Raw genomic sequence first — 25,262 nt, forward strand, 5'->3', positions numbered from 1 at the left:
TTCCCCCAGGCGTGGCATCCCCGCCGGTCAGGCGGCGAAGGAGATGGTTCATGTGTCCGCTACGCCCGTGCTGGCGTTGCGAGGGGTCTCCAAGCGATTCGGTGCTGTGCAGGCACTCACCGACGTAGAGCTTGAGGTCCACGCCGGTGAGGTCGTCGCCCTGGTGGGCGACAACGGAGCCGGTAAGTCCACGCTGGTCAAGACGATTGCCGGTGTGCACCCCATCGATGACGGCGTCATCGAGTGGGAAGGCAGGGCCGTTCAGGTCAACAAGCCGCAGGACGCCCAGCACTTGGGCATCGCGACGGTGTACCAGGACCTTGCGCTGTGCGACAACATCGATGTCGTCGGCAACCTCTATCTCGGCCGGGAGCTGCGCAGACGTGGCATCCTCGACGAGGTGGAGATGGAGCGCCGCTCGCGCGAACTGCTCAACACCCTCTCCATCCGCATTCCCAGTGTGCGCATTCCGATCGCCTCGCTCTCCGGCGGTCAGCGCCAGACCGTCGCGATCGCGCGCTCGATGCTCGGCGAGCCCAAGCTCGTCATCCTGGACGAGCCCACCGCGGCGCTCGGTGTCGAGCAGACCGCCCAAGTCCTCGACCTGGTCGAGCGGTTGCGTGAGCGCGGCCACGCGGTCATCCTCATCAGCCACAACATGGCGGACGTCAAGGCCGTGGCCGACAAGGTGGCCGTACTCCGTCTCGGCCGCAACAACGGCGTCTTCGACGTGAAGAGCACATCGCAGGAAGAGATCATCTCCGCCATCACCGGAGCCACGGAGAACGCCGTGACCCGTCGTGCGGCGCGCAACGCGGAGGTTCAGAAGTGAGCACCGAAAAGACCGGCGTCCCCACGACCGAGGCCGCCAAGGGCGCCGTCACCGCGGTGGACCCCCGGCTGCTCGTACGCGAGCAGGGCTTCAAGGGCTATGTGTCGGAGTTCCAGCGCAAGATACGGGCCGGGGACCTGGGATCCCTGCCCGTCGTGCTCGGCCTGCTGATCATCTGGGTGATCTTCCAGAGCCTCAACTCGAACTTCCTCTCCGCGGAGAACCTGAGCAACATCTCCGTCACGATGGTCGGCACGGGCATGATCGCCGTCGGTATCGTCTTCGTGCTGTTGCTGGGTGAGATCGACCTCTCGGTCGGCTCGGTCAGTGGTGTCTCGGGTGCCGTCGTCGCGGTGATCACGGTCACGCACGGCATGAACGAGTGGTTCGCGATTCTCGTCGCGATCGCCAGCGGTGCGGCCATCGGCGCCATCCACGGATTCTTCTTCGCCCGCGTCGGCGCCCCCGCGTTCGCCGTGACCCTGGCCGGTCTGCTGTTCTGGCTGGGCTTCATGCTCCAGATCCTGGGCAGCAACGGCACGATCAACCTGGACTCCGAAGGCGTCGTCGGGCATCTGACCACGTACTACTTCACCGATGTGGCGGCCGCCTACGGTCTGGCCGTATTCGCCGCGGTGGTGTACTTCCTCAGCACGTTCTTCGAGAACCGGCGGCGTGAGGCGGCGGGCATCCCCTCCCGGCCGCTCACCGAGATCCTGGTGCGCACGGGCCTGCTCGCGGTCCTGGCCCTGGTCGTCGCCTATGTGCTCAACCAGTACAAGGGCCTGCCGCTCGCGTTGGTGATCTTCCTCGCGTTCCTGGTGGCCACGGACTTCGTGCTGCGCCGTACCGCCTACGGTCGCAAGATCTTCGCGCTCGGCGGCAGCGTCGAGGCATCGCGCCGAGCGGGTATCAACGTCACGGCGATCCGCATCTCCGTCTACACGATCGCCGGGACGTTCGCGGCCATCGGCGGCCTGTTCCTGGCCTCCAAGATCGCCGCGGCCAACCAGAGCGCGGGCACCGGCGACCTGCTGATGAACGCCATCGCAGCGGCCGTCATCGGCGGCACCAGCCTCTTCGGCGGCCGCGGCCGCACCTGGAACGCGCTGCTCGGTGTCATGGTGATCACCTCGATCCAGTACGGCCTCGCCCTGGAAGGCATCGCCACCCCGATCCAGTACATGATCACCGGTGGTGTGCTTCTCGCCACGGTCGTCATCGACTCGATCACCCGCAAGACCCAGAAGACCGCGGGCCGCGCCTGACCGCGGTTCCGCAGGCTGTGCCCGGCATCCGTCATGGGTGCCGGGCACGGCCGTGTCCGGGGACGGATGCGGCGCGGCCGTGCGCGCAGGTCGAAGTGGTCACTCGGGTGTGACGGCGGCTGCGCCGCGTGCGCCCCGTACGAGGGCCCGGGCGGCCGTCCGCACGTCGCCCTCGCCGGCGTACCCGCCCAGGCCCAGCTGTACGGCTCGACTCCGCCGCCGGGCGCAGGATGCACTGGCGGGTACACCCGCTCCACCCCCCGACGGCCTCAGGCATCTGGTCGCGAGCAGCGACGCGACTCCCTGATACCACGTGATCTCGCACGTGGTCACCGGAAAACACGAAACGCAAGAAATATCAAGAGATATGTGGTATTTCCCGCCGAAGGTGTGACACACGAACGCGCCCCCTGCCGAAAGCCGTCCCGTGCGGAACATTAGACTCTGCGGATCGGCAAGAAGTTCGACCGGCTCATACGCAAGGAGGCACGGGTGCCGTTGCTGACCCACATCAGGGGACCGCGCGACCTGGACCGGCTCGGCCCGGAGCAGCTGAACCAGCTCGCCGAAGAGATCCGGACCTTCCTCGTCGACGCCGTTTCCAAGACCGGTGGCCACCTCGGCCCCAACCTGGGTGTGGTCGAGCTGACCATCGCCCTGCACCGGGTCTTCGATTCGCCGAAGGACAAGGTGCTTTTCGACACCGGGCACCAGAGCTACGTGCACAAGCTGCTCACCGGTCGCCAGGACTTCTCGAAGCTCAAGAGCAAGGGAGGCCTCTCCGGTTACCCCTCGCGCGCCGAGTCCGAGCACGACATCATCGAGAACTCGCACGCCTCCACCGTCCTCGGCTGGGCCGACGGTCTCGCCAAGGCCAACGAGGTACTGAAGAAGGACGACCACGTCGTCGCGGTCATCGGTGACGGCGCACTCACCGGCGGCATGGCCTGGGAGGCGCTGAACAACATCGCCGCCGCCAAGGACCGTCCGCTCGTCATCGTCGTCAACGACAACGAGCGCTCCTACGGCCCCACCATCGGCGGCCTCGCCAACCACCTGGCCACGCTCCGTACCACCGACGGTTACGAGCGCTTCCTGGCCCGCGGCAAGGACATCCTGGAGCGCACCCCCGTCGTCGGGAAGCCGCTCTACGAGACGCTGCACGGCGCCAAGAAGGGGCTGAAGGACTTCATCGCCCCACAGGGCATGTTCGAGGACCTCGGCCTGAAGTACGTCGGCCCGATCGACGGCCACGACATCGAGGCCCTGGAATCCGCGCTGCAGCGCGCCAAGCGCTTCGGCGGACCGGTCATCGTGCACTGCCTCACCGAGAAGGGCCGCGGCTACACCCCCGCCCTCCTCGACGAGGCCGACCGCTTCCACGCCGTCGGCAAGATCCACCCCGACACCGGTCTGCCCATCTCCACCTCCGGCCTCGACTGGACCTCCGTCTTCGGCGAGGAGATGGTCAAGCTCGGCAGGGAGCGCAAGGACATCGTCGCGATCACCGCGGCCATGCTCCACCCGGTCGGCCTCAGCAAGTTCGAGAAGGCGTTCCCGGACCGTATCTACGACGTCGGCATCGCCGAGCAGCACGGCGCGGTCTCCGCGGCGGGCCTCGCCACCGGCGGACTGCACCCCGTCTTCGCGGTGTACGCCACCTTCCTCAACCGCGCCTTCGACCAGGTCCTCATGGATGTCGCCCTGCACAAGTGCGGCGTGACGTTCGTCCTGGACCGTGCCGGTATCACCGGCACGGACGGCGCCTCGCACAACGGCATGTGGGACATGTCGATCCTGCAGTGCGTGCCGACCCTGCGGATCGCCGCCCCGCGCGACGCCGACCAGGTCCGCGCCCAGCTGCGCGAGGCCGTCGAGGTCGACGACGCCCCGACCGTGGTCCGCTTCTCCAAGGGTGCGGTCGGCCCGGCGGTCAAGGCCGTCGGCCGGGTCGGCGGTATGGATGTGCTGCGCGCGCCTGACGCGCCCCGCCCGGACGTCCTCCTGGTCTCCGTCGGTGCGCTCGCCCCGATGTGCCTGGAGATCGCGGACCTGCTGGACGCCCAGGGCATCACGACGACGGTCGTCGACCCCCGCTGGGTCAAGCCCGTCGACGAGGCCATGGCGCCGCTCGCCGAGCAGCACCGCGTCGTCGTCACCGTCGAGGACAACAGCCGGGCCGGCGGCGTCGGTTCCGCCATCGCCCAGGCGCTGCGCGACGCCGGGGTCGACGTACCGCTGCGCGACTTCGGTATCCCGCCGCGCTTCCTCGACCACGCCTCACGCAAGGAGGTCATGGCCGAGATCGGGCTGACCGCGCCGGACATCGCCCGTCAGGTCACCGGACTCGTCGCCAAGCTGGACGGCCGCTTCGACAGCGATGCCGACAGCCGCTCCGTGATCGAACCCGCGCGCGACTGACCCGTTCGAGCACGGTCCCCGCGACCGGCGAGCGATACGGCAGATGGGCCGGTCGGCCACCCTGTGAGGGTGGTTCGACCGGCCCATTCGCGTGAAATCGCCGGGTGCGGAGCCTCCCGCGACCGATGGGTCCCAATCATGGCGTACACGACGAGTGCGTGGAGGTACGCCGGTGACTGCCCAGCAGGACACACCACCCAGGAAGGACGGACTGTTCCGGACCAAGACGGTCGAGCAGTCCATCCGCGATACTGAGGAACCGGACCACGCGCTCAAGAAGTCACTCTCCGCCCTGGACCTCACGGTCTTCGGAGTGGGTGTCATCATCGGCACCGGCATCTTCGTCCTCACCGGCAAGGTGGCGAAGGAGACCGCGGGACCCGCCACCGCCCTCGCCTTCGTGGCCGCGGCCATCGTCTGCGCGCTCGCCGCGCTCTGCTACGCCGAGTTCGCCTCCACCGTGCCCGTCGCCGGCTCCGCATACACCTTCTCGTACGCCTCGCTCGGCGAACTCATCGCCTGGATCATCGGCTGGGACCTGGTGCTGGAATTCGCCCTGGGCACCGCGGTGGTGGCGGTCGGATGGTCCGGCTACGTCCGCTCCCTGATGGACAACGTCGGCTGGCACATGCCCGATGCGCTCTCCGGGCCGGATGTGGCAAAAGGATTCGGCTTCGACCTCCTGGCCTTCCTCCTGGTGCTCGTCCTGACCGCCGTCCTGGTGCTCGGCATGAAGCTCTCCGCCCGGGTCACGACGGTCGTGGTCGCCATCAAGCTGGTCGTCGTCATGATCGTGATCATCGCGGGGCTCTTCTTCATCAAGGTCGCCAACTACTCGCCCTTCATCCCGCCGGCGCAGCCGCAGCCGGCCGGCTCCGGACTGAGCGCGCCATTGATCCAGCTGATGTTCGGCTACGCACCGACCAACTTCGGCGTCATGGGCATCTTCACCGCAGCCTCCATCGTCTTCTTCGCCTTCATCGGCTTCGACGTCGTCGCGACGGCCGCCGAGGAGACCAAGCTCCCGCAGCGCGACATGCCGCGCGGCATCCTCGCCTCGCTCTTCATCTGCACGGTGCTCTACGTCGCTGTATCGCTGGTGGTCACCGGCATGGAGCCCTACACCGAACTGTCGGTGAGCGCCCCGCTGGCCGATGCCTTCAAGGCCGTCGGTCATCCCGTCTACGCCGGGTTCATCAGCTTCGGCGCGGCGGTCGGCCTGACGACGGTGTGCATGATCCTGCTGCTGGGTCAGACCCGGGTGTTCTTCGCGATGAGCCGCGACGGGCTGCTCCCGCGGTTCTTCTCCAAGACGCACCCGAAGTTCGGCACCCCGTACCGCCCGACCATCCTGCTCGGCGTGATCATCGCGATCGTCGCCGGCTTCACCAGCATCAACGAACTGGCGACGCTGGTGAACATCGGCACGCTCTTCGCGTTCGTCGTCGTCGCGCTGGGCGTCCTGGTGCTGCGTCGCACCCGCCCCGATCTGCACCGCGCGTTCCGCACCCCATGGGTGCCGGTGCTCCCGATCCTCTCGGTGGCCGCGTCGGTGTGGCTGATGCTCAACCTGCCGGCCGAGACGTGGCTCCGGTTCGGCATCTGGATGGTCGTCGGCGTGATCATCTACTTCGCGTACGGGCGCAGCCACAGCCGGATCAACGCCGCGAGCGGCCGTCCGTGAGCTCCTCTTAGTCCGTACGCGACGGCGGCAGCGGCCGTACTGCACGGGGGCCCACGCACTGAGCCCCGTATGCCTGCACCCGCTGCCGCAGCTCCCGGTCGGCGGTGACCACGACACAGTTGTGGCCCGCCGGCCGGGCCGCTTCGGCCGCGACCAGTGCGACGATCAGGTCGTCCCCACTGCCGGGCGCCGACTCCACCCGTACCCCCGGCACCGACGCGACACCGCGGGCCGCGCCCTCGACGACCAGTACCAGCTCGATGGGGCCGGGATGCCCGGGCAGACCGTCAGCGGCGAACGGGACCAGGGAGTCCCGCAGCCGCTCGGCCGCGCCCCGCCGGTCCCGCCACCAGCCGTCCGGCACCGACCCGAACACATTGGCCGCGTCGACGATCACCAGGGTCTGTTCGGTCAGCATGCCGGAAGGGTGTCACGCACGATCGGTCAGCCGCCGGTGGCGGGGGACTTCTTCGCCGACTCCGGGATCGTGTCGTCCTTGCGGATCGCCTTCCAGAGGTCACCGGCCTGCGGCTCGGCCGCCACCACACGGTTCGGGTCCTGCTTGTCGTACGCCACCGGAAGCATGATCGTTTCCATGGTGCTCGGGTCCACGCCGTTCATGGACCGGCCGAAGTCGGCAAGGGACTTCAGCGAGGCGAGCCCGGAGTCCGTGGTCAGCGACTTGGTGGCCGAGTTGGCGATCCTGTACGAGTTCGTCGGACTGCTCAGCAGATCCTGCGACTTGACCTCGCTCAGCAGCGCGAGGAGGAACTGCTGCTGGAGCCCGATCCGGCCCAGGTCGCTGCCGTCGCCGATGCCGTGCCGGGTGCGGACGTACGCGAGGGACTGGGTGCCGTCGAGCTTGTGCTGGCCTGCCGTGAGGTCGAGGCCGGACGACGTGTCATGGATGTCCTGCGGGACATCGACCGTGACCCCGCCGATGGCGTCCACCAGGTCCTTGAACCCGGCGAAGTTGATCTCCACGTAGTGGTCGATCCGGACTCCGGACATCTTCTCGACGGTCTTGACCACGCAGGCCGGACCGACCTGCGAGTAGACGGAGTTGAACATCACGCGGTTCGCGGAAGGCGTCGTCGAGCCGTCGGCCTTGGTGCACTCGGGCCGCGTGACGAGGGTGTCGCGCGGAATGGACACGGCGACAGCCCTGCTCCGGCCCTCGGGTATGTGCACCACCATCGCGGTGTCGGACCGGGCACCGCTGATGCTGCCACCGCCGCCCAGTTCCTTGTTCTCGGCGCCGGCCCGCGAGTCGGAGCCGAGGACCAGCAGGTTCTGACCGCTGGTCGGCAACTTCTCCGGCCGGTCGTCGCCCAGCGCCTTGTTGATGTCGACGCCCTTGATGTTGCCGTCCAGCTTGCTGTACAGCCAGTAGAAGGTTCCGCCCGCGGCGAGGAGCAGCGCGAGCACGATGCTGAGCGTGATCTTGAGGCCGCGGCGGCGCTTGCGGGGCGTTCCTCTCCGCTTCCGTCCGCCGTCATGGGAGGCCGAACGACTGTCGCGCGGGCCCGGTGTCATGGCGTCGTGGCTCATCGTGGTCGAGTCCTCAATCTCATTGCCCGGGGTGGGCGGTGAAGTACGTGGGACTCGGGTGGGGGGTATGGCCGGTCCGTGAAATGCATGACTGACCGAGCACTATAGAACAGAGGATCGTGCGAATGGGTGCTTTGGCCCCCCGGAATCATGATCTGCGCTGCTCGAACTACTATTCGTTCATGACTTGGTTGATCACGGGTGGGGCGGGCTTCATCGGGGCGCATGTCGTCCGCGCTATGCGCGAGGCCGGTGAGTCGGTCGTCGTGTACGACGATCTCTCGACGGGCGACCGCTCGCGCGTGCCCGCGGATGTCCCGTTCGTCCAGGGATCGACGCTCGACGCGGACCTGCTGCGGAGCACCCTGGCGGAACTGCCGGTGCGGGGGGTGGTCCACCTCGCCGCGAAGAAGCAGGTGGCGGAGTCCGTCGAGCGCCCGCTGTTCTACTACCGGGAGAACGTGCAGGGCTTGCAGACCCTGCTGGAGGCCGTGGCCGACAGCGAGGTGCGGGCGTTCCTCTTTTCCTCGTCGGCGGCCGTCTACGGAATGCCCGACGTACCGGTGGTGACGGAGACGACTCCGTGCGACCCGATCAACCCCTATGGCGAGACCAAGCTGACGGGCGAGTGGATGGTGCGCGCCGCGGGGAAGGCGCACGGCATCGCCACCGCCTCGATGCGGTACTTCAACGTCGCCGGCGCGGCCACACCGGCCCTCGCCGACACGGGCGTCTTCAACCTGGTGCCCATGGTTTTCGAGAAACTCACGCGGGGTGAGGCGCCGGTGGTGTTCGGTGACGACTACGACACCCAGGACGGCACCTGCGTGCGTGACTTCATCCACGTCGCCGACATCGCCTCGGCGCACCTGGCCGCGGCGCGAGCACTCCTCGACCGTGAGCCGGGCACCGACCTGACCGTCAACATCGGCCGCGGGGAGGGTGTCTCCGTGCGGGAGATGATCGAACTGATCGGGGAAGTGACCGGATACGGTGCCGCCGCCACACCCGTGAGCGCCCCGCGCCGGGCCGGTGACCCTGCCCGCGTCGTGGCCGCCGCCGACCGCATCCGCGGCGAGCTGGGTTGGCACGCGCAGCACGATGCGCGTGCCATGGTCGCTTCGGCATGGGCCGGCTGGTGTCTGCGGATGCCGCAGGCGCGGCGCTGAACCGAGTGTCGACGGCCCGCCGGGGCGGGGCGACGCTGAGCATATGATGTGTCGGCCCTGTGAGGGCAGGATTAAGAGCCGGTGAGGCAGAGAGGGTGTTGCGGGTCATGCGGAGAAGAGGACCGGACTCCGCGAGCAGTGCCCGCCCTCTCGTCCCGTCGTCCGGGTGCCACCAGGTCTCCGGAACGCCGCGTGGCCGCTGGATGCCGCTCGGCAGGGACGGCAGGCTCACGCTCTACGCCCGCACGGACGGCGGTCTGTTGCGGTGGACGCAGCGGAGTCCGGGCGGGGACCGGTGGGACGGCCCGGAGTTCGTGCCGATCGCGGACCTGACGGACCTGACCGTCGTTCAGGGGGCCGACTCGTACGTGCACTTCCTCGGGCGGCGTGAGCGCCGTGGTTCCGACGGGCCGGTCGTGGACTTCGTGCACGCCATTCAGTACCAGACCGGTCGTCCCGTCACCGAATGGCGCTCCCTCGGCAACTTCTACCGTGACCGGGAGGCGGGTCGGAAGGTCGGTGCGCCGGCCGGGGCAGTCGACGCGCAGGGCACTGTCTTCGTCTTCGTGCGCAACGCGGGTCGCGGACTACAGGTGCGCCGCGAGGGGAAGGGCGGTAAATGGGGAGCCTGGCAGGACCTCAAGGGGGTCGGGCTCGCCGCCGAACTTGTGCCGTCGGTGACCTCGAGCGGGCTCGTGGAGGTCTTCGCGCCCAGCGATCGCGGGGTGCAGCAGTGGCGTCAGGATGATCCGGACGGCCCGCTGCAGATCGCTCCGCCCTTGCAGTTCTATGCGCTGACGGGTTCCGTGACGGCGCTGGAGACGGCGCCGGACCGCCTCACCTACTACTGGACCGATGCGAACACGGGAGGGGTCGTCGCCTACCGGGCGGGCGCCTGGCCCGTGCCGGTGGGCGGGTACCCCGGGGACGGCGCCCTCGTGGCGCTGCGCGCCCCGCTCGACGGTTACGACTGCACGGTTCTCGCGCAGCGCGGGGCGGGCGGCACTCTGCTGATCGGGGTCTGCGGTACCGAGGGGGAGCAGCACGGCGTCTGGTGGTCGGACACCACCGAGGAGTGCGTCGGTGACCCCGCGCTCGCCCTCGACGGACACGGTCGCGTCGTCGTAGCGATTCGCGGGCGGGACGGGGTCGTGTCCGTCGCCCGGCAGGAAGTGGGGCCCGGGCTCACGCTCTCGCCACACTGGCACCGGCTGTGACCCCGACGGGGGAGGGCGTCCCGGATCGCCTTCCAGGGTGCCGAGCGACATAGGTGCGTCACCTCGATGTCATGTGATGTTCTCGTGAGGTTGTAAAAGGTTGTACGAGTAACCGGTGGGATTCCTCACGGTCGCATTTTGGATATGTTCACTTTTTCGGCTGGACGTTGATCGGTTCTTTATGTGAAAGTTCTGTGACTTGCTCGCGGCTGGGCGGGTCTGACCGCCCGGTGGGGCGGTCTGCATGGTGGATGACAGGTTTCGGTCTCATACCGTCCGCAGTCCGGGCACGAGGTGGTGTCCTGGCCGCGGCAGGCGCTGGACCGCAGTGGCGTGGGTGGTGGATGCCTCGTGGTCGGTTCCGGTAACCCGGAGGCGGGATCGCTGGTCTCGGCCTATCGGTCGGTGGTGCCGGTGGGCGCGCGAAGGGGCATCGTCAGCAAGGTGCCGGCCCCCCTGCGCTCCGCCGTCAAGTCCTCGTTCACCTCCGTCGACGCCATCCGGTCGGCGACGGTCGTCTGGGCGATGGGCGGCCGCCGCAAGGTGCCCCGGCACAGTGCGGCCTCCGCGCGCCGGGTGGTGCGCGTCAAAGGCCGGCACATGCGTGCCCTGCTCGTGGAGGGCGCCACGGCGTGGGCGGCCCGGGCCCGCAATCTGCACATTCTCATCTCCGCGCTGGAGGCCGGGGACGTCGAATACTTCTGTGTCCGCGGTGCCACGAAGGACGTCCCGACGGTCGCGGTGCCCCTCGCGCTGCGTGAGTCGGCGGAGGAGATGCTCCAGATCGCCTTCGAGCAGACCCCGGGCTACGTGGGCGTGGCCACCGCATCGGAGTCGGACATGCGGCCGGGCGACGACGACAAGTCCTGGCGCCAGCTGCGCAAGCACGACGCCCTCCGGCTCGCCTGGTACGTCACCGATCCCACGCAGCACCTCGTCTTCGGCACCGACCAGGGGTGCGACCTCGAGTTCTGGACGGAACGGGACGGCCAGTACGAGGCCCCCCGCCCCAATCGAGTGGTCGATCTGGTTTCCGCAGACACGCCGCGACCGGCCGCTCCGCAGGCACTGTTCGCCCTCGTGCCCGGCGCCTACACCACCGGCGTCACGCGTACCCTGCCGGAGTTCACCCAGCCGCTGCCGGACGACCACCTCTTCCCCATCGACGTCGTCTACACCTGGGTCGACGACTCCGACCCGGTGTGGGCGGCGGAACGGGACGCCGCCCGTTCGGGGCGCCCCGGCGCGCCCGCCCCGAGTCTGCACGCGCAGGCCGCCAACGACGCCCGGTTCACCAGCCGCGACGAGCTGCGCTACTCGTTGCGCTCCCTGCACCAGTACGCACCCTGGGTGCGCAACGTCTACCTGGTCACCGCAGGGCAGGTGCCCGCGTGGCTCGATACCGACGTGCCGGGCCTGCAGGTCGTCGACCACCGCGAGATCTTCTCCGACCCCACCGCTCTGCCGACCTTCAACTCGCATGCCATCGAGAGCCAGTTGCACCGAATAGAAGGGCTGTCCGAGCACTTCCTGTACCTCAACGACGACGTGTTCTTCGGCCGCCCGCTCACCCCCGGACACTTCTTCCACGCCAACGGACTGAGCAAGTTCTTCCAGTCCAAGGCGGTCGTGCCGACCGGCTCCTCGAACCACGACGACCTGCCGGTGAACGCCGCGGGCAAGAACAGCAGGGCCCTGATCGAGCGGTCCTTCGGCACCCGGATCGCGCAGAAGATGAAGCACACCCCGCACGCACTGCGCCGCAGCGTCCTCGCCGACATCGAGCTGGTGTACGACGAGGAGCACCGCCGCACCCAGCACTCACGCTTCCGCTCGCCCCAGGATGTACCGATCGCCTCGTCCCTGCACCACTACTACGGCTTCCACACCAGCCGCGCGACCGTCGGCAACCTGCGCTACGTCTATGTGGACCTCGCCGCCGACCAGACCCAGCGCCGCCTGAACTCGCTGCTCGCCCGCCGCGACTTCGACACGTTCTGCCTCAACGACACGGTCGTGCATCCCGACCCCGAGGCGCAGGACCGCATGGTCCGGTCGTTCCTCGAGAGCTACTTCCCCGTCCCCAGCCGATACGAGCTGCCCGACGGGGCCACCGGTCCCACCCGGCTCATCGACCGCCGCATCCTGCCCCCGAGTCTGGACGCGATCCCCACCCACCACGGCCTCGCCGACGGAGTCGCCCGATGAAGCGCCGACGACCCCTGCGCGCACTGCGCCGCCGGATGCGCCGCCAGACCACTCGCGTCCGGTCGGTCCTGCTGCGCCGGTTCTTCCTGCCCCGGCGCAAGGGCCGGGCGGCCGTACTCCGCTATGCCGCGGTGCTCGACGGGCAGACCGTCAACCTGCACGCCCGGATGCCGCACTGGGTCCGGCCGGAGGAGGGGGCCCGGATCGAACTGAGACGCCGAGGCCGTCGGCTCGCCACAGCCGCCAAGGTCTACACCGACCACGACGGAGGCGTCGCGATGGACGCCGCGATCCTGCTCGGGCAGGACGTGAGCGGCCTGCCCCTGACCCCCGGCCGCTGGAAGATCCGGCTGCGCCTGTCACGGGGGCTGCGCCGCCGCACGCTGCCCCTGCTCCTCGTCGACCTTCCCGTGCCGTACGGCGGCCCGACGCGGCCCATGGAGGCATCTGCGGCGACCGGGGCCCGTTACCGGCTGGGCCGCAGTGTCACCGGGAGCGCCCGGGTGACGTTCAGCCCGCCCCAGCCCTCGGCGGAGGTCGTGCGTGTCCATGTGGCCCACAGTCAGGTCGAGGTCGCCTTCCGTGTGGTCGGAGGTGAACCGGAAGCCCCCTGGGCCGAGTTCGTCGCCTCCGGGCGTCGTCTGGAGGCCGACGTCGACCGACTCGACGGAGGGCTGTGGCAGGTGTCCGTGCCGCTGCACCGCATGGCGCCGCGCCGCGACCGCGCCGAGCAGTGGGACCTGGTCCTGTGCTCGGACAACCTGCGCGACATGCGCCTGGGGCGACGCCTGCACGACGTTCGCAACCCCGGGCGGGTCTTTGCCTTCCGGCAGACCGCCGTGACGCCCGTCGGCCGGTACCCCATGCTCGTACTACCCCGCTACACACCCGCGGGTAACTTCCGCATCCAGTGCAGCCCGATGACGGAAGCCGCGTAACCGCACACGATGAAGATCACCTTTCTCCTGCTCACCGCGGACGCGGTCGGGGGCACCGAACGAGCGGTGTTCAACCAGGCCGCCGAACTCGTGGGCAACCACGACGTCCGCGTGCTGAGTATCCTCAAGACCCAGCCGCAGTTGTTCTTCCCGGTCGACAAGCGCATCCGTGTCGACTATCTGATCGACCGGACCGGGCCCGTTCCCGTCCCGATCCGCCCCACCGGCCTGACCGCCGAGGCATGGGCGCAGGTGGCCGACCGGCCGAGCACCCTGGTGGATCCCGCCTGGGAAGCGGCGTTCAGCAGGCTGACCGACCTGGAACTGGAGTATGCGCTTCAGCACACCGACACGGATCTGCTGATCACCACCACACCAGCGCTCATGGCGCTCGCGGTGCAGTTGGCGCCCCCGCATGTGATGACGCTCCATCAGGAGCACCGTGTCTCCGAACTGCGGGGTCCCAGCGCCGAACCGCTGCTGCGCTACGCCTCCCGCCTGGACGCGCTCGCGGTGCTCAGCGACCGCACGCGCAACTGGTTCGCCGAGACCCTCGGCCACAGTGCGCCGCGCATCGATGTCGTCCCCAACGCCCTGCCGCGCGGGTTCCGGCCACGCTCCACTCTGGAGACCCGGACCGTCGTCATCGCGGGTCGTCTGGTCGGCGAGAAGCAGATCGACCACGCCATCACCATCTGGGACACCGTGGCCCGTCGGCACCCCACCTGGACGCTGCGCATCTTCGGTGACGGCCCACTCGCCGGCGCCCTGCGGCGACAGATCGACGTGCTCGGCCTGCACGACAGTGTCCAGCTCAACGGCAACTCCCCCCACCTGGCCGAGGAGTGGGCCAAGGCCAGCATCGCTCTCATGACTTCCCGCAACGAGGCCTTCCCGCTGGTGCTGACCGAGGCCCAGGCCGCTGGTGTGCCCGTGGTCTCCTACGACTGCCCCAACGGCCCGCGCGAAGTCGTCCTGGACGGGCAGACCGGCATCCTCGTGCCGGCGGGCGACACCGATGCCGCCGCCCAGGCGCTCATCCGGCTCATCGAGGACGCCCCTCTGCGCCACGGCATGGGTCACGCGGCCGCCGAATCGGTCGCCCGGCTCGCTCCGCCCGTGGTGACCGCGATGTGGGAGAACATCTTCGCCGAGTTGGAAAGCGAGCGGGCATCCGGGGAGCGTGAGGCCCGCAAGGCGGAGCGGCAGGCGCTGCACTCCTTGATGAGCGGCCAGGAAGGGATCCTCCGTCCGGCCGCCCCGGCCCCCGCCACCTCCATCGACACCAAGGAACAGCGGGCCCTGGAGGAGCGGCTGCTCCGTTCCGACCGAGGTCTCGTGCGCGACGGCGGACAACTGTGCCGTCGGATGGGGAGCGAATCCCCCTGGGACGTGGTCCAGCACAATCTGGCGTTGGTCGCCACGGCCCTGGAACAGGCGCAGATCCCGTACTTCGTCACCCGGGACACCAACGTCCGGCACGCGGTCGCCGTCCACGCCTCCAACCGGGAGTTCGTGTTCAAGGCGCTCACCGCCGCGCACGCTGGCAGCGCGGTCTACGTGGCGCTGCTCAACGAACGCCAGAACCCGACCGCCACAGTCCTCGCCGCCTTCGCCGAGCAGTACGCCCAGACCCCCTGCTCGGCCGTGCGCGTCTACCAGAACGCCGTCACGCCCGCCCGCACCCTCCGCCTCGCCGGGGTCTACGGCTGCACCATCAACTTCTGGGAGGAGGACCCGGAGGACCCTTACATGATGGTCTCCCCGGTCCGCACTGTGGTGGGCGACAGGTTGCCCACGCAGACCATGAGGGTGACCGGGACCGTGCTCGGCGGGCGCACCTATCCCACCATCGAGCCGTACGCCCATGCCGTCCACGGGGACGTCGACTTCCCCGTCGACGCCGTGTACACATGGGTCAATGGAGGCGACATCTCCTGGTTGGAGCGGAAGAACGCGGTGATGCACGCCCTCGGCATGCAGACCGAGGACTCCGCGAGCAGCGCCGCCCGCTTCCGCAACCGGGACGAACTGCGCTACTCGCTGCGCTCCATCGACATGTACGCCCCGTGGATCCGCACCATCTACCTGGTCACCGACCAGCAGGTGCCGGAATGGCTCGACCTGAACCATCCGCGGGTCCGCGTGATCGACCACAGGGAGATCTTCGCCGACCCGTCGGTGCTGCCGACCTACAACTCGCATGCCATCGAGAGCCAGTTGCACCGAATAGACGGGCTGTCCGAGCACTTCCTGTACTTCAACGACGACGTGTTCATCGGCCGTGTGCTCCAGCCGAGCATGTTCTTCCACAGCAACGGCGTCGCCAAGCACTTCATGTCTCCGACAACTGTGCCCATGGGGCCGACCACGACCGGCGACGAGTTCAACGTGAGCGCGGCCAAGAACAACCGCGGTCTGATAGCCAACACTTTCGGGCAGGTTCTCGCCCACTCGTTCCTGCACGCGCCGCACCCGCTGCGCCGCAGCGTCCTCGCGGACATCGAGCGTTACTACCCGGATGCCGTCGCGGCGACCGCCGCCAGCCGTTTCCGCAGTCACTCCGACCTTGCGATCGCGTCGTCGCTGCACCACTACTTCGGCTTCCACACACAGCGTTCGGCACCGGGCAGCATCAACTGCGGCTTCGTCAACGTGGGTCTGAGCGAGCACAAGCAGCGGCTCTCCCGCCTCCAGCTCAACCGTCCGCACGACGTCTTCTGCCTGAACGACTACCACGACGGTGATGTCACCGAGGACGAGCAGGATGCCGTCCTGGCGGCGTTCCTGCCGTCGTACTTCCCGGTGGCCAGCCAGTTCGAGGCAGGTTCCCCGCGCAATCAGCGTTTCCACGCCGGACATCTGCCGGGGTGGCCGCTGTGAGCGTGTCCCATACCGCCTGCCGTTCGTCAGCCGCGCCCGATCGGAGCGTCCACCGACCATGACCCAGCCCGCCGAGGCGAACTCCACCTCGTTGTTCCAGGTGTTCGCCCACGCCGACGACGATCTCTACTTCGTCAATCCCGATCTGTACCAGCTGCTGGCCGCAGGCCACCGTGTCACCAGCGTCTACCTCACGGCCGGCGAGGCCGACGGGCGCAACGTGGACACCCGTGACCCGCTGCGGGAGCAGGCCCCGGTCGACTTCGCCGGCTACATGGAGGCACGCCAGAACGGACTGCGCGCCGCCTACGCCACCATGGTCCTCGGCAAGAGGGAAGCCCCCTGGGTCCGGGAGCCGGTCGAACTCGTGCCGGGTGTGGCAGCGGAGCGGTGCTATCTGTCGGAGGCGCCACACGTGCAGCTCTTCTTCCTGGGCCTGCGGATGGTGGACGCCGCACACGGCTTCCCCGCAGACCAGCCGTCGGTCCGGCTGACGAGCCTGTGGGACGGACGCGCCGCCCGTCAGCTCACCCTCGTCGCCGCCGAGTCCGAGCTGCACCAACCGCTGGCCCTCGGCCGCGAGGACGTCGTCGCCGCCCTCGCGCAACTTCTCTCCTACGCGCAGCCCACGCTGCTGTGGACCATGGACCCGGACCCGCTGCACGAGTCGTACGACGAGGTACGCGGCATCACCTCCAGCGACCACGCCGACCACACCGCCACAGCCCAGTTCGCCCGCGAGGCGCTCCGCCGTCACCTGCGCGCCGGAGGCCGACCGCCGCTGACCGAGCACTTCACGGGCTACGGCAACAAGAACTGGCCGAACAATCTGAGCGAGCGCTCCCACGCGCTGAAGAAGTCCCTGATCGATGTGTACGCGGGGGCCGACGGCCACGCCTGTGCGCACCGCTACTGCGGCGACCTCCAACTCGGTGACGGAGCCGACATCCGCCGTTACGGTTGGAGTACCCGCAGCCGCTACCCGCAGGGCACACAGTGGCTGCACCGGCAGACCGACGGCCGGCTGGCCGCCTACACGGTCCTCGGCGACCAGGCCGCAGTGTGGACGGAGACCGAAGCCGGCGCCGGACGCTTCGAGGGACCGCTCCTGCTGCCCGGCGGTGACCTCCTGCCGCACCTTGCCGTCGCCCCCGACCGCACCGGCGGCGTCCACCTGGTCGGACTGCGCCGCCTCCCGGACGCCGAGGGCCGGGTCGATGTCGAAGTGGTGCGCATGTGGCGCCAGGCGCACACCGGCTCCGTGCTGCCCTGGGAGTCTCTCGGCAACCCCGACGAGACCACCCGCGACTGGCGGCGCTGCCGCGAGGTCGGTGTGCCCGCGGCGGTGGTGGACCCGGCCGGCCACCTCCACGTCTTCGCACGGAACTTCTCGGTGGGCGTCAGCCTGCGACGCGAGACGCCGGAGGGGCTGATCGCCTGGGAGGCGCTCGGTGGGCGCTGGATGCAGGACGCCCTGACCACCGTGCTGCGCTCCACGGGCCGTATCGACATGTACGCCACGAACCGCACCGGCGGGGTGCGATGGCGGCAGGACGCCGTGTACGGACCATTCAAGCTGGAGGACCAGCTGGTCACCGGCGTGCCGGAGAGTTGGCGGCCGGCCTCCGGTCTCACTCCCGTGCAGGTCGGCCGCAACCGCATGGCGTTGTTCTACCGGGAGGAGGACTCCGGAGCGGTGATGTGCCACCAGCAGCGTCCCAACGGAGCGTGGGAGCAGCGGGTGGAGCGGCTCAGCGACGACGGTGGCACCGGGGCCGTCGCCGCGGCCCGGTTGCTCGACCCGGACCGTGATCTCCTGGTCGTCGCCCGCAGGGACGAGCGGAGCAGGCCCGCGGTGACCGTGCTGTCCGCGGACGACCACATCTCGGCGCTGCCCGACTGGGAACGCCACGAGATCCAGATGGTCGGGGCACCGGCGATCGCCGCCGACGCGCACGGCCGGGCGGTCGTCGCGGTGCTCGGTACCGACAGCCGACTGCACTGGGCGCGGCAGGAAGAATCTCGGCCGGGCGTCGGCTTCGGCCCCTGGCAGGCGTGCTGACCCCCGACCCGGGGCCACGCGACAACGGAGACGAGAAGAAGACATGCGAAAGATCTGCGTCATCGGCAACTCGGTGGCCGCCTCCCGCACGGCGGAGGAGGCGCCGCTCGCGGGCTGGGGTCAGTACCTCGAGGAGTTCCTGGGGCCCGACTGCGACGTACGCAACTACGCGCGCGACGCCATGACGCTGCGGGACTACTACACCGGGCGGTTCGCGGCGCTGCTCACGTTCGTCAGTCACGGTGACCTCGTACTCATCGCCTTCGGCAATGTCGAGCAGCGCATCAACCAGCTCAACCGGTACCACGGCCCGCAGGAGTACAAGGAGTATCTGCGGCTGTATGTCGAGGCGCTCCGGGCCGAGGGTGCCGTGCCGGTCCTCGTGACCCCGGCGGCCCGCTGCGTCTTCGACATCTCGGGGAGTCCGGTGGACACCCACGACGGATACCCGCGGCTGACTCTGGAGGCCGCCGCGGAACTCGGCTGCCCGGTCATCGACATGACCGCTTCCACCACCCAGCTCCTCGCCGAGCTGGGTCCCATGCGGGCCCGGGGTCTTTTCCGGTGGCTGGACCCGGGAGAGCACCCGGCGCACCCGCACGGCATCATCGACGCCTCCCATTTCAACCATGTCGGGGCCCGGGAAGCGGCGCGGCTGGTGGCGAGCGGTCTGGCCGGCGTGCCGGGACTGCCGCCCGGGACAGTGGACATTCAACGGCTGGTGCCGGGGCAGATGCCGCCGGTGCAGACCGAGTTCACCGTGCAGCAGCCGCAGCTCGCGCTGACCGCGCAGCCCGAGGTGGCCGTCGCCCCGGCCGTCACGTCGCCGGCCCTCGCTGAATTGGTCGGTGCCGGACGCAAGCTGACGGGAACGGCGCCGGAGGGCGCCGAGTATGTGCTCTTCTTCGAGGGGGGCGATTACCTCGGTGGGACTCGCACCGCCGAGGACGGGACGTGGCAGTGGCGGCGCGCCGTGCAGTGGCCCGCCGGCCGGCACAAGGTGACCGCGATCGCCCTCGCAGGCACCGCGGTGTCCACGGCGGCGGAGACGGAGTTCGAGGTCCTCGACCGGCTCGAGGCGCCCGAGACGATCGGGCCGCGCAGGGGAGCGTGGAGCGGCCCCCGCCCCCGGTTCTCGGGCACGGCTGGGCGCGGCGTCCAGAAGGTCATGGTGCTGGAGCAGGGCCGGCTGATAGCCGAGGCCCCGGTGCAGGACGACGGAAGCTGGCGGGTCACGCACCCCCACGACTGGCGACCGGGCACCTACGCGGTGGAGTTCGTCGCGGTGTTCAGCGCCATCCACTCACCTCCGGCGCGTCTGGAGCTGAAAGTGCACGGCGTTCCCGAGGACAGTTGGCTGCACACGTCGATGTCCGCGCGCCTGCCCTGCGGCCCGGACTGCGAGCACTATCCGGCCCTGCCCGCCTGGTGACGCGGTGCGGGGCCGTCGCGAATACACGGTCCTCGGCCCCCCACACCTGGCACCCACTTCCTCCACCCTGCGCCGTAGTTCACGGTCGGTGGTGACCACGGTGCACGGGCGTCCGAGCCGCCCCACGAGCTCCACGATGTGGTCGTCCCCGCTGCCCGCCGCCGACTCCACCCGTACCCCAGGCACGGACTCGACCCCTCGCACCGCACCCTCGACCACCAGGATCACGTCGACGCCCTGCTGCTCCCCGTACGCCACGAGCCGGTCGCGCAGGCGCTCGGTGGCGCCTCGCCGGTCGCGCCACCAGCCGTCCGGCACGCACCCGACGACGTTGGCCCCGTCGACCACCAGCAGTTCCTTCATGCGCCCAGGGCCGCACGCGCCGCCGACGGGCCGAATATGTGGCTCCGCCGCGTGGGCGCGACCAGCTGTACGGCATGCCCGAAAGGGGCGCGGGGAACTGCCGACCGGCCACAGCCGGTCGGCAGTTCCCCACGCCCCTCAGCCAGCCGGGACGGAGCGAATCCGTTACGCCGGAACGCTCGCCACACCCTGCGCCAGGAACTTCTTGCCGTTCACCCGCTCCGAGACGCCCTCACGGTCCAGGTACGGCGTGATGCCGCCCAGGTGGAAGGGCCAGCCCGCACCGGTGATCAGGCAGAGGTCGATGTCCTGGGCCTCGGCGACGACGCCCTCGTCCAGCATGAGGCCGATCTCCTGTGCCACCGCGTCCAGGACGCGGTCGCGGACCTGCTCCTCGGACAGGACGACATCGCCCTGCTTGAGGAGCGCGGCGACCTCCGGGTCCAGCTCCGGCTTGCCGGAGTCGTACACGTAGAAGCCGCGCTTGCCCGCCTTGACGACTGCGGCCAGGTTCTCGGAGACGGTGAACCGGTCGGGGAATGCGCGGTTCAGGGTCTCGGAGACATGCAGACCGATGGCCGGGCCGACCAGCTCCAGCAGTACCAGCGGCGACATCGGCAGACCGAGCGGCTCGATGGCCCTCTCGGCGACCTCGACCGAGGTGCCCTCGTCGATGACGTTCTGGATCTCGCCCATGAAGCGGGTGAGGATGCGGTTGACGACGAACGCCGGGGCGTCCTTCACCAGCACCGCGGTCTTCTTCAGCTTCCGCGCCACACCGAACGCCGTGGCCAGCGAGGCGTCGTCGGTCTGCTCGCCGCGGACGATCTCCAGCAGCGGGAGGATCGCGACCGGGTTGAAGAAGTGGAAGCCGACGACCCGCTCCGGGTGCTGCAGCTTCGACGCCATCTCGGTGACCGGGAGGGACGAGGTGTTGGTGGCGAGGATCGCGTGCGCCGGGGCGACCGCCTCGACCTCCGCGAACACCTGCTGCTTGACGCCGATCTCCTCGAAGACGGCCTCGATGATGAAGTCGGCATCGGAGAAGCCCTCGGCCTTGTCCAGCACACCGGTGACCAGGGCCTTCAGGCGGTTGGCCTTGTCCTGGTTGATCCGGCCCTTGCTGAGCAGCTTCTCGATCTCGGCGTGGACATAGCCCACACCCTTGTCGACGCGCTCCTGGTCGATGTCGGTGAGGACGACAGGGACCTCGAGGCGGCGGAGGAAGAGAAGGGCGAGCTGCGAAGCCATCAGGCCCGCACCCACCACGCCGACCTTGGTGACCGGGCGGGCCAGGGACTTGTCCGGGGCGCCGGCCGGGCGCTTGGCGCGCTTCTGGACCAGGTTGAAGGCGTAGATGCCGGAGCGCAGTTCGCCGCCCATGATCAGGTCGGCGAGGGCCTGGTCCTCGGCGTCGAAGCCGGCGCTCAGGTCGCCGTCCTTCGCCGCGGCGATGATCTCCAGCGCGCGGTACGCGGCCGGGGCGGCGCCGTGCACCTTGGAGTCGGCGATGGCCTTGCCACGGGCGACGGCCCGGTCCCAGGCGTCACCGCGGTCGATCTCGGGGCGCTCCACCGCGACCGTGCCGTTCAGCACGTTCGCGGTCCAGATCAGCGACTGCTCCAGGAAGTCCGCGCCCTCGAAGATCGCGTCGGCGATCCCGAGCTCGAAGACCTGCTTGCCCTTCAGCTGGCGGTTCTGGTTCAGCGAGTTCTCGATGATCACCGAGACCGCGCGGTCGGCACCGATCAGGTTCGGCAGCAGGGCGCAGCCGCCCCAGCCGGGGACCAGACCGAGGAAGACCTCGGGCAGCGAGAACGCGGGCAGCGCCTTGGAGACCGTGCGGTACGAGCAGTGCAGACCGACCTCGACACCGCCGCCCATCGCCGCGCCGTTGTAGTACGCGAACGTCGGGACCGCGAGACCGGAGAGGCGGCGAAACACATCGTGGCCGCCCTTGCCGATGGCGAGCGCGTCGTCGCGGTTCTTCAGCAGCTCGACGCCCTTGAGGTCGGCGCCGACCGCGAAGATGAACGGCTTGCCGGTGATACCGATACCGGTGATCGCACCCTCGGCGGCCTCCTTCTCGACCTGGTCGACGGCGGCGTTCAGGTTCGCCAGCGACTGCGGTCCGAAGGTCGTCGGCTTGGTGTGGTCCAGGCCGTTGTCCAGCGTGATGAGGGCGAACCTGCCCGCACCCGCCGGGAGGTCGAGGTGGCGTACGTGCGCCTGCGTGACGACCTCACCCGGGAACAGCTCGGCTGCGCCCTTCAGAAGCTCAGTGGTCGAGGTCACTTGTTGCCTCCGTCGAAGTGCGGGTTCTCCCAGATGACCGTCGCGCCCATGCCGAAGCCGACACACATGGTGGTCAGGCCGTAGCGGACGTCCGGCTGCTCCTCGAACTGGCGGGCCAGCTGCGTCATCAGACGCACACCCGAGGAGGCCAGCGGGTGACCGTAGGCGATGGCGCCGCCGTACTGGTTGACACGCGCGTCGTCGTCGGCGATGCCGTAGTGGTCGAGGAAGGCGAGCACCTGGACGGCGAACGCCTCGTTGATCTCGAAGAGACCGATGTCACCGATCGACAGACCGGCCTTGGCGAGAGCCTTCTCGGTCGACGGGATCGGGCCGTAGCCCATGACCTCCGGCTCGACACCCGCGAAGGCGTACGAGACGAGACGCATCTTGACCGGGAGACCGAGCTCGCGGGCGACGTCCTCGGCGGCGAGCAGCGAGGCGGTGGCGCCGTCGTTGAGACCGGCGGCGTTACCCGCGGTCACGCGGCCATGCGCACGGAACGGGGTCTTCAGACCGGCCAGGGACTCCAGCGTGGTGCCCGGGCGCATCGGCTCGTCGGCGGTGACCAGACCCCAGCCCGTCTCACCGGCCGAGCCCGCGGCGGAGCCGCTATCGGCTGCAGTGGTGCGGCGCACGGAGATCGGCACCAGGTCCTGCTGGATCTTGCCGTTGGCGTACGCCTTGGCGGCCTTCTCCTGCGAGCGGACCGCGTACTCGTCGGCGCGGAGCTTGGTGATCTGGGGGTACCGGTCGTGCAGGTTCTCCGCGGTCATGCCCATGAAGAGGGCGGACTCGTCGACCAGCTTCTCCGACACGAAGCGCGGGTTCGGGTCCACGCCCTCGCCCATCGGGTGGCGGCCCATGTGCTCGACACCACCGGCGACGACGACGTCGTACGCGCCGAAGGCGATGGAACCGGCCGTCGACGTGACGGCGGTCAGGGCGCCCGCACACATGCGGTCGATGGAGTAGCCGGGCACTGACTGCGGCAGACCGGCCAGGATTCCGGCGGTCCGGCCCAGCGTCAGGCCCTGGTCGCCGATCTGGGTGGTCGCGGCGATCGCGACCTCGTCGATACGGGCGGGGTCCAGGTCCGGGTTGCGGCGCAGCAGCTCCCGGATGGCCTTCACGACGAGATCGTCGGCGCGGGTCTCGTGGTAGATGCCCTTCGGGCCCGCCTTGCCGAACGGGGTGCGGACGCCGTCGACGAAGACGACGTCCCGGATGGTACGAGGCACGATGGCTCTCCTCCAGGGTGCGGGATGGCACTGCTGCGGAGCACGCCTCGGAGGCGCGCCGCACCCCTTCATGCTACTTGCGGGTAACCAAGTGGGGTAGTCCCCGCGCCCGGAGCGGCGAACGTCACACTGGGTGAGGGGCCGCGTGTTTGTGCGGCGGCGGGCACGCCAGGGCGTGCGGCGCCGCCGACACGGCGATGTGGGGACCGGTGACGCGGGACCCGAGGCCGTCAGGCGCGGCCGCGGGCGGAAAACCTGGCCCGAATTCGACCTCGGGAAGCCGCTCAGGCGGCCTCGGCCAGCGCGCGGGCCAGCAGCGGCGCCACCTGTGCGACCTGCCAGCGGCGCGCCCCGTACGAGGTGAGCGCATCCTCGACCGCGCCCGGCGTCGGGTTCTTCGGCGGCTCCCAGCAGATGCGGCGCACCGTGTCCGGCGTGATCAGGTTCTCCTGCGGCATGTGCAGCCGCTCGGCCAGCTCTGACACCGCGGCGCGGGCCGCCGACAACCGGGCGGCGGCCGCCGGGTCCTTGTCCGCCCAGGAGCGCGGCGGCGGCGGGCCCGCGAGAGGCTGGCCCGGCTGAGGGAGCTCGGCTTCGGGCAGCGCCTTGGCCCGGTCGACGGCCGCCTGCCACTGCTCCAGCTGACGCCGTCCCATCCGGTGGCCGAAGCCGGGCAGGGCGGTCAGGGCCTGGACGTTGACCGGCAGCGAGAGGGCCGCCTCGATGATCGCCGCGTCGCCGAGTACCTTGCCGGGCGAGATGTCGCGGCGCTGCGCGACCTGGTCGCGGGCGTTCCACAGCTCCCGCACGACCGCCATCTGGCGGCGACGGCGCACCTTGTGCATACCGGACGTACGGCGCCACGGGTCCTTGCGCGGGGGAGCGGGCGGCGCCGAGGCGATCGCGTCGAACTCCTCCTGCGCCCACTCCAGCTTGCCCTGACGGTCGAGCTCCCCTTCGAGTGCGTTGCGCAGATCGATCAGCAGCTCGACATCGAGCGCGGCATAGCGGAGCCAGGGGTCGGGCAGCGGGCGGGTGGACCAGTCGACGGCGGAGTGCCCCTTCTCCAGCGCGTAGCCGAGCACGCTCTCGACCATCGCGCCGAGCCCGACCCGCGGGAATCCGGCCAGCCGTCCGGCGAGCTCGGTGTCGAAGAGCCCGGTGGGGGTCATCCCTATTTCGCGCAGACAGGGCAGGTCCTGGGTGGCGGCGTGCAGGATCCACTCGCTGCCCTGCAGTGCCACGCCGAGCGACGACAGGTCGGGGCACCCGACCGGGTCGATCAGTGCGCTGCCCGCACCCGCACGGCGCAGCTGTACGAGATAGGCGCGCTGGCCGTAGCGGTAGCCGGATGCCCGTTCGGCATCGACGGCGACGGGGCCGGTGCCCGCGGCGAAGGCCGCGACCACCCGGACGAGGGCGTCGTCGGAGGCCGCCACCGGGGGAATGCCCTCGCGAGGTTCGAGCAAGGGGATCGGCGCCGGGGCGACGTCGTCCGGGGGAGCGCCCCCGGTGGTTCGCAGTGAAGTGTCTGCTGCGGTCTCTTGGGCGTCGGTCACGTGTCAAGGGTATCTGTGTATGCGCGGCGCCCGTCGACGGAACGTTCCGTCGACGGGGGCGCCCGATATTTAAAAACCCCGGGGTCGAAATAAAGGTAATAGGGCGGGGTGGGTAGAGGGTGAGAAAAGGGGTGTGTTT

16 protein-coding genes and 1 pseudogene are annotated in these 25,262 nt (G+C 69.5%); 11 read left to right on the top strand and 6 right to left on the bottom strand.

The window, feature by feature from the left end; all coding sequences use genetic code 11:
- The first annotated feature begins 43 nt into the window (after positions 1-43).
- From AB0N06_RS27595 to AB0N06_RS27610, 4 genes are all read left to right on the top strand, one after another.
- Positions 44-832: an ATP-binding cassette domain-containing protein gene (locus AB0N06_RS27595; RefSeq protein WP_366137377.1), complete on the top strand. Its 789-nt coding sequence runs from the start codon at positions 44-46 to the stop codon at positions 830-832.
- Positions 829-2,100, top strand: coding sequence for a sugar ABC transporter permease (locus AB0N06_RS27600; protein WP_366137379.1), 1,272 nt, complete (start codon positions 829-831; stop codon positions 2,098-2,100). The genes AB0N06_RS27595 and AB0N06_RS27600 overlap by 4 nt, the downstream gene beginning before the upstream one ends.
- Positions 2,101-2,592: 492 nt before the next feature.
- A complete protein-coding gene (gene dxs / locus AB0N06_RS27605; protein WP_366137381.1) occupies positions 2,593-4,521 on the top strand; it encodes a 1-deoxy-D-xylulose-5-phosphate synthase in 1,929 nt (642 codons plus the stop codon).
- Between the two features lie 172 nt (positions 4,522-4,693).
- Positions 4,694-6,205 carry an amino acid permease gene (locus tag AB0N06_RS27610; RefSeq protein ID WP_366137383.1) on the top strand — a complete coding sequence of 504 codons (1,512 nt, stop codon included), beginning with the start codon at positions 4,694-4,696 and terminating at the stop codon, positions 6,203-6,205.
- A gap of 7 nt (positions 6,206-6,212) precedes the next feature.
- Here AB0N06_RS27610 and AB0N06_RS27615 read toward each other — a convergent pair whose 3' ends face one another.
- Both AB0N06_RS27615 and AB0N06_RS27620 read right to left on the bottom strand, forming a co-directional pair.
- Positions 6,213-6,623 carry an NTP pyrophosphohydrolase gene (locus tag AB0N06_RS27615; RefSeq protein WP_366137384.1) on the bottom strand — a complete coding sequence of 137 codons (411 nt, stop codon included), beginning with the start codon at positions 6,621-6,623 and terminating at the stop codon, positions 6,213-6,215.
- A gap of 26 nt (positions 6,624-6,649) precedes the next feature.
- A complete protein-coding gene (locus AB0N06_RS27620; RefSeq protein WP_366137385.1) occupies positions 6,650-7,756 on the bottom strand; it encodes an LCP family protein in 1,107 nt (368 codons plus the stop codon).
- Positions 7,757-7,938: 182 nt separating this feature from the next.
- On the opposite strand from AB0N06_RS27620, the gene galE reads away from it, so the two are divergent.
- The 7 genes from galE to AB0N06_RS27655 all read left to right on the top strand — a co-directional run bounded on the left by galE (position 7,939) and on the right by AB0N06_RS27655 (position 19,665).
- Positions 7,939-8,925: a UDP-glucose 4-epimerase GalE gene (galE, locus tag AB0N06_RS27625; RefSeq protein WP_366137386.1), complete on the top strand. Its 987-nt coding sequence runs from the start codon at positions 7,939-7,941 to the stop codon at positions 8,923-8,925.
- 107 nt (positions 8,926-9,032) lie between these two features.
- Complete coding sequence (locus AB0N06_RS27630) at positions 9,033-10,142, top strand: hypothetical protein (protein ID WP_366137387.1); 1,110 nt, start codon at positions 9,033-9,035, stop codon at positions 10,140-10,142.
- A gap of 351 nt (positions 10,143-10,493) precedes the next feature.
- Positions 10,494-12,350 carry a stealth family protein gene (locus AB0N06_RS27635; protein ID WP_366137388.1) on the top strand — a complete coding sequence of 619 codons (1,857 nt, stop codon included), beginning with the start codon at positions 10,494-10,496 and terminating at the stop codon, positions 12,348-12,350.
- Complete coding sequence (locus tag AB0N06_RS27640; RefSeq protein ID WP_366137389.1) at positions 12,347-13,288, top strand: hypothetical protein; 942 nt, start codon at positions 12,347-12,349, stop codon at positions 13,286-13,288. The genes AB0N06_RS27635 and AB0N06_RS27640 overlap by 4 nt, the downstream gene beginning before the upstream one ends.
- Before the next feature lie 9 nt (positions 13,289-13,297).
- Entirely contained in the window at positions 13,298-16,171 is a 2,874-nt protein-coding gene (locus tag AB0N06_RS27645) for a stealth conserved region 3 domain-containing protein (protein ID WP_366137390.1), read from the top strand.
- A gap of 58 nt (positions 16,172-16,229) precedes the next feature.
- Positions 16,230-18,233: a PIG-L family deacetylase gene (locus tag AB0N06_RS27650; protein ID WP_366137391.1), complete on the top strand. Its 2,004-nt coding sequence runs from the start codon at positions 16,230-16,232 to the stop codon at positions 18,231-18,233.
- Between the two features lie 43 nt (positions 18,234-18,276).
- Positions 18,277-19,665, top strand: coding sequence for a GDSL-type esterase/lipase family protein (locus AB0N06_RS27655; RefSeq protein WP_366137392.1), 1,389 nt, complete (start codon positions 18,277-18,279; stop codon positions 19,663-19,665).
- Between the two features lie 24 nt (positions 19,666-19,689).
- Here the strand turns inward: AB0N06_RS27655 and AB0N06_RS27660 are convergent.
- The 4 genes and pseudogenes from AB0N06_RS27660 to AB0N06_RS27675 form a co-directional block, all read right to left on the bottom strand.
- Positions 19,690-20,028, bottom strand: a pseudogene (locus tag AB0N06_RS27660) (NTP pyrophosphohydrolase); the annotation flags it as partial.
- Positions 20,029-20,193: 165 nt separating this feature from the next.
- Positions 20,194-22,323, bottom strand: coding sequence for a 3-hydroxyacyl-CoA dehydrogenase NAD-binding domain-containing protein (locus AB0N06_RS27665; RefSeq protein ID WP_366137393.1), 2,130 nt, complete (start codon positions 22,321-22,323; stop codon positions 20,194-20,196).
- Positions 22,320-23,564: an acetyl-CoA C-acyltransferase gene (locus AB0N06_RS27670; protein ID WP_366137394.1), complete on the bottom strand. Its 1,245-nt coding sequence runs from the start codon at positions 23,562-23,564 to the stop codon at positions 22,320-22,322. The genes AB0N06_RS27665 and AB0N06_RS27670 overlap by 4 nt, the downstream gene beginning before the upstream one ends.
- A gap of 284 nt (positions 23,565-23,848) precedes the next feature.
- Complete coding sequence (locus AB0N06_RS27675) at positions 23,849-25,123, bottom strand: ribonuclease D (RefSeq protein WP_366137395.1); 1,275 nt, start codon at positions 25,121-25,123, stop codon at positions 23,849-23,851.
- Positions 25,124-25,262: the final 139 nt, after the last annotated feature.

The sequence above is a fragment of the Streptomyces sp. NPDC051020 genome (assembly GCF_040683105.1).
Taxonomy (GTDB): Bacteria; Actinomycetota; Actinomycetes; order Streptomycetales; family Streptomycetaceae; genus Streptomyces.

Bases quoted from the DNA above. Each gene is read 5' to 3' on its own strand.
- AB0N06_RS27595 (WP_366137377.1), top strand. From the start codon at position 44: ATGGTTCATGTGTCCGCTACGCCCGTGCTGGCGTTGCGAGGGGTCTCC.
- AB0N06_RS27615 (WP_366137384.1), bottom strand. From the start codon at position 6,623: ATGCTGACCGAACAGACCCTGGTGATCGTCGACGCGGCCAATGTGTTC.
- AB0N06_RS27620 (WP_366137385.1), bottom strand. From the start codon at position 7,756: ATGAGCCACGACGCCATGACACCGGGCCCGCGCGACAGTCGTTCGGCC.
- galE (WP_366137386.1), top strand. From the start codon at position 7,939: ATGACTTGGTTGATCACGGGTGGGGCGGGCTTCATCGGGGCGCATGTC.
- AB0N06_RS27630 (WP_366137387.1), top strand. From the start codon at position 9,033: ATGCGGAGAAGAGGACCGGACTCCGCGAGCAGTGCCCGCCCTCTCGTC.
- AB0N06_RS27640 (WP_366137389.1), top strand. From the start codon at position 12,347: ATGAAGCGCCGACGACCCCTGCGCGCACTGCGCCGCCGGATGCGCCGC.
- AB0N06_RS27645 (WP_366137390.1), top strand. From the start codon at position 13,298: ATGAAGATCACCTTTCTCCTGCTCACCGCGGACGCGGTCGGGGGCACC.
- AB0N06_RS27650 (WP_366137391.1), top strand. From the start codon at position 16,230: ATGACCCAGCCCGCCGAGGCGAACTCCACCTCGTTGTTCCAGGTGTTC.
- AB0N06_RS27655 (WP_366137392.1), top strand. From the start codon at position 18,277: ATGCGAAAGATCTGCGTCATCGGCAACTCGGTGGCCGCCTCCCGCACG.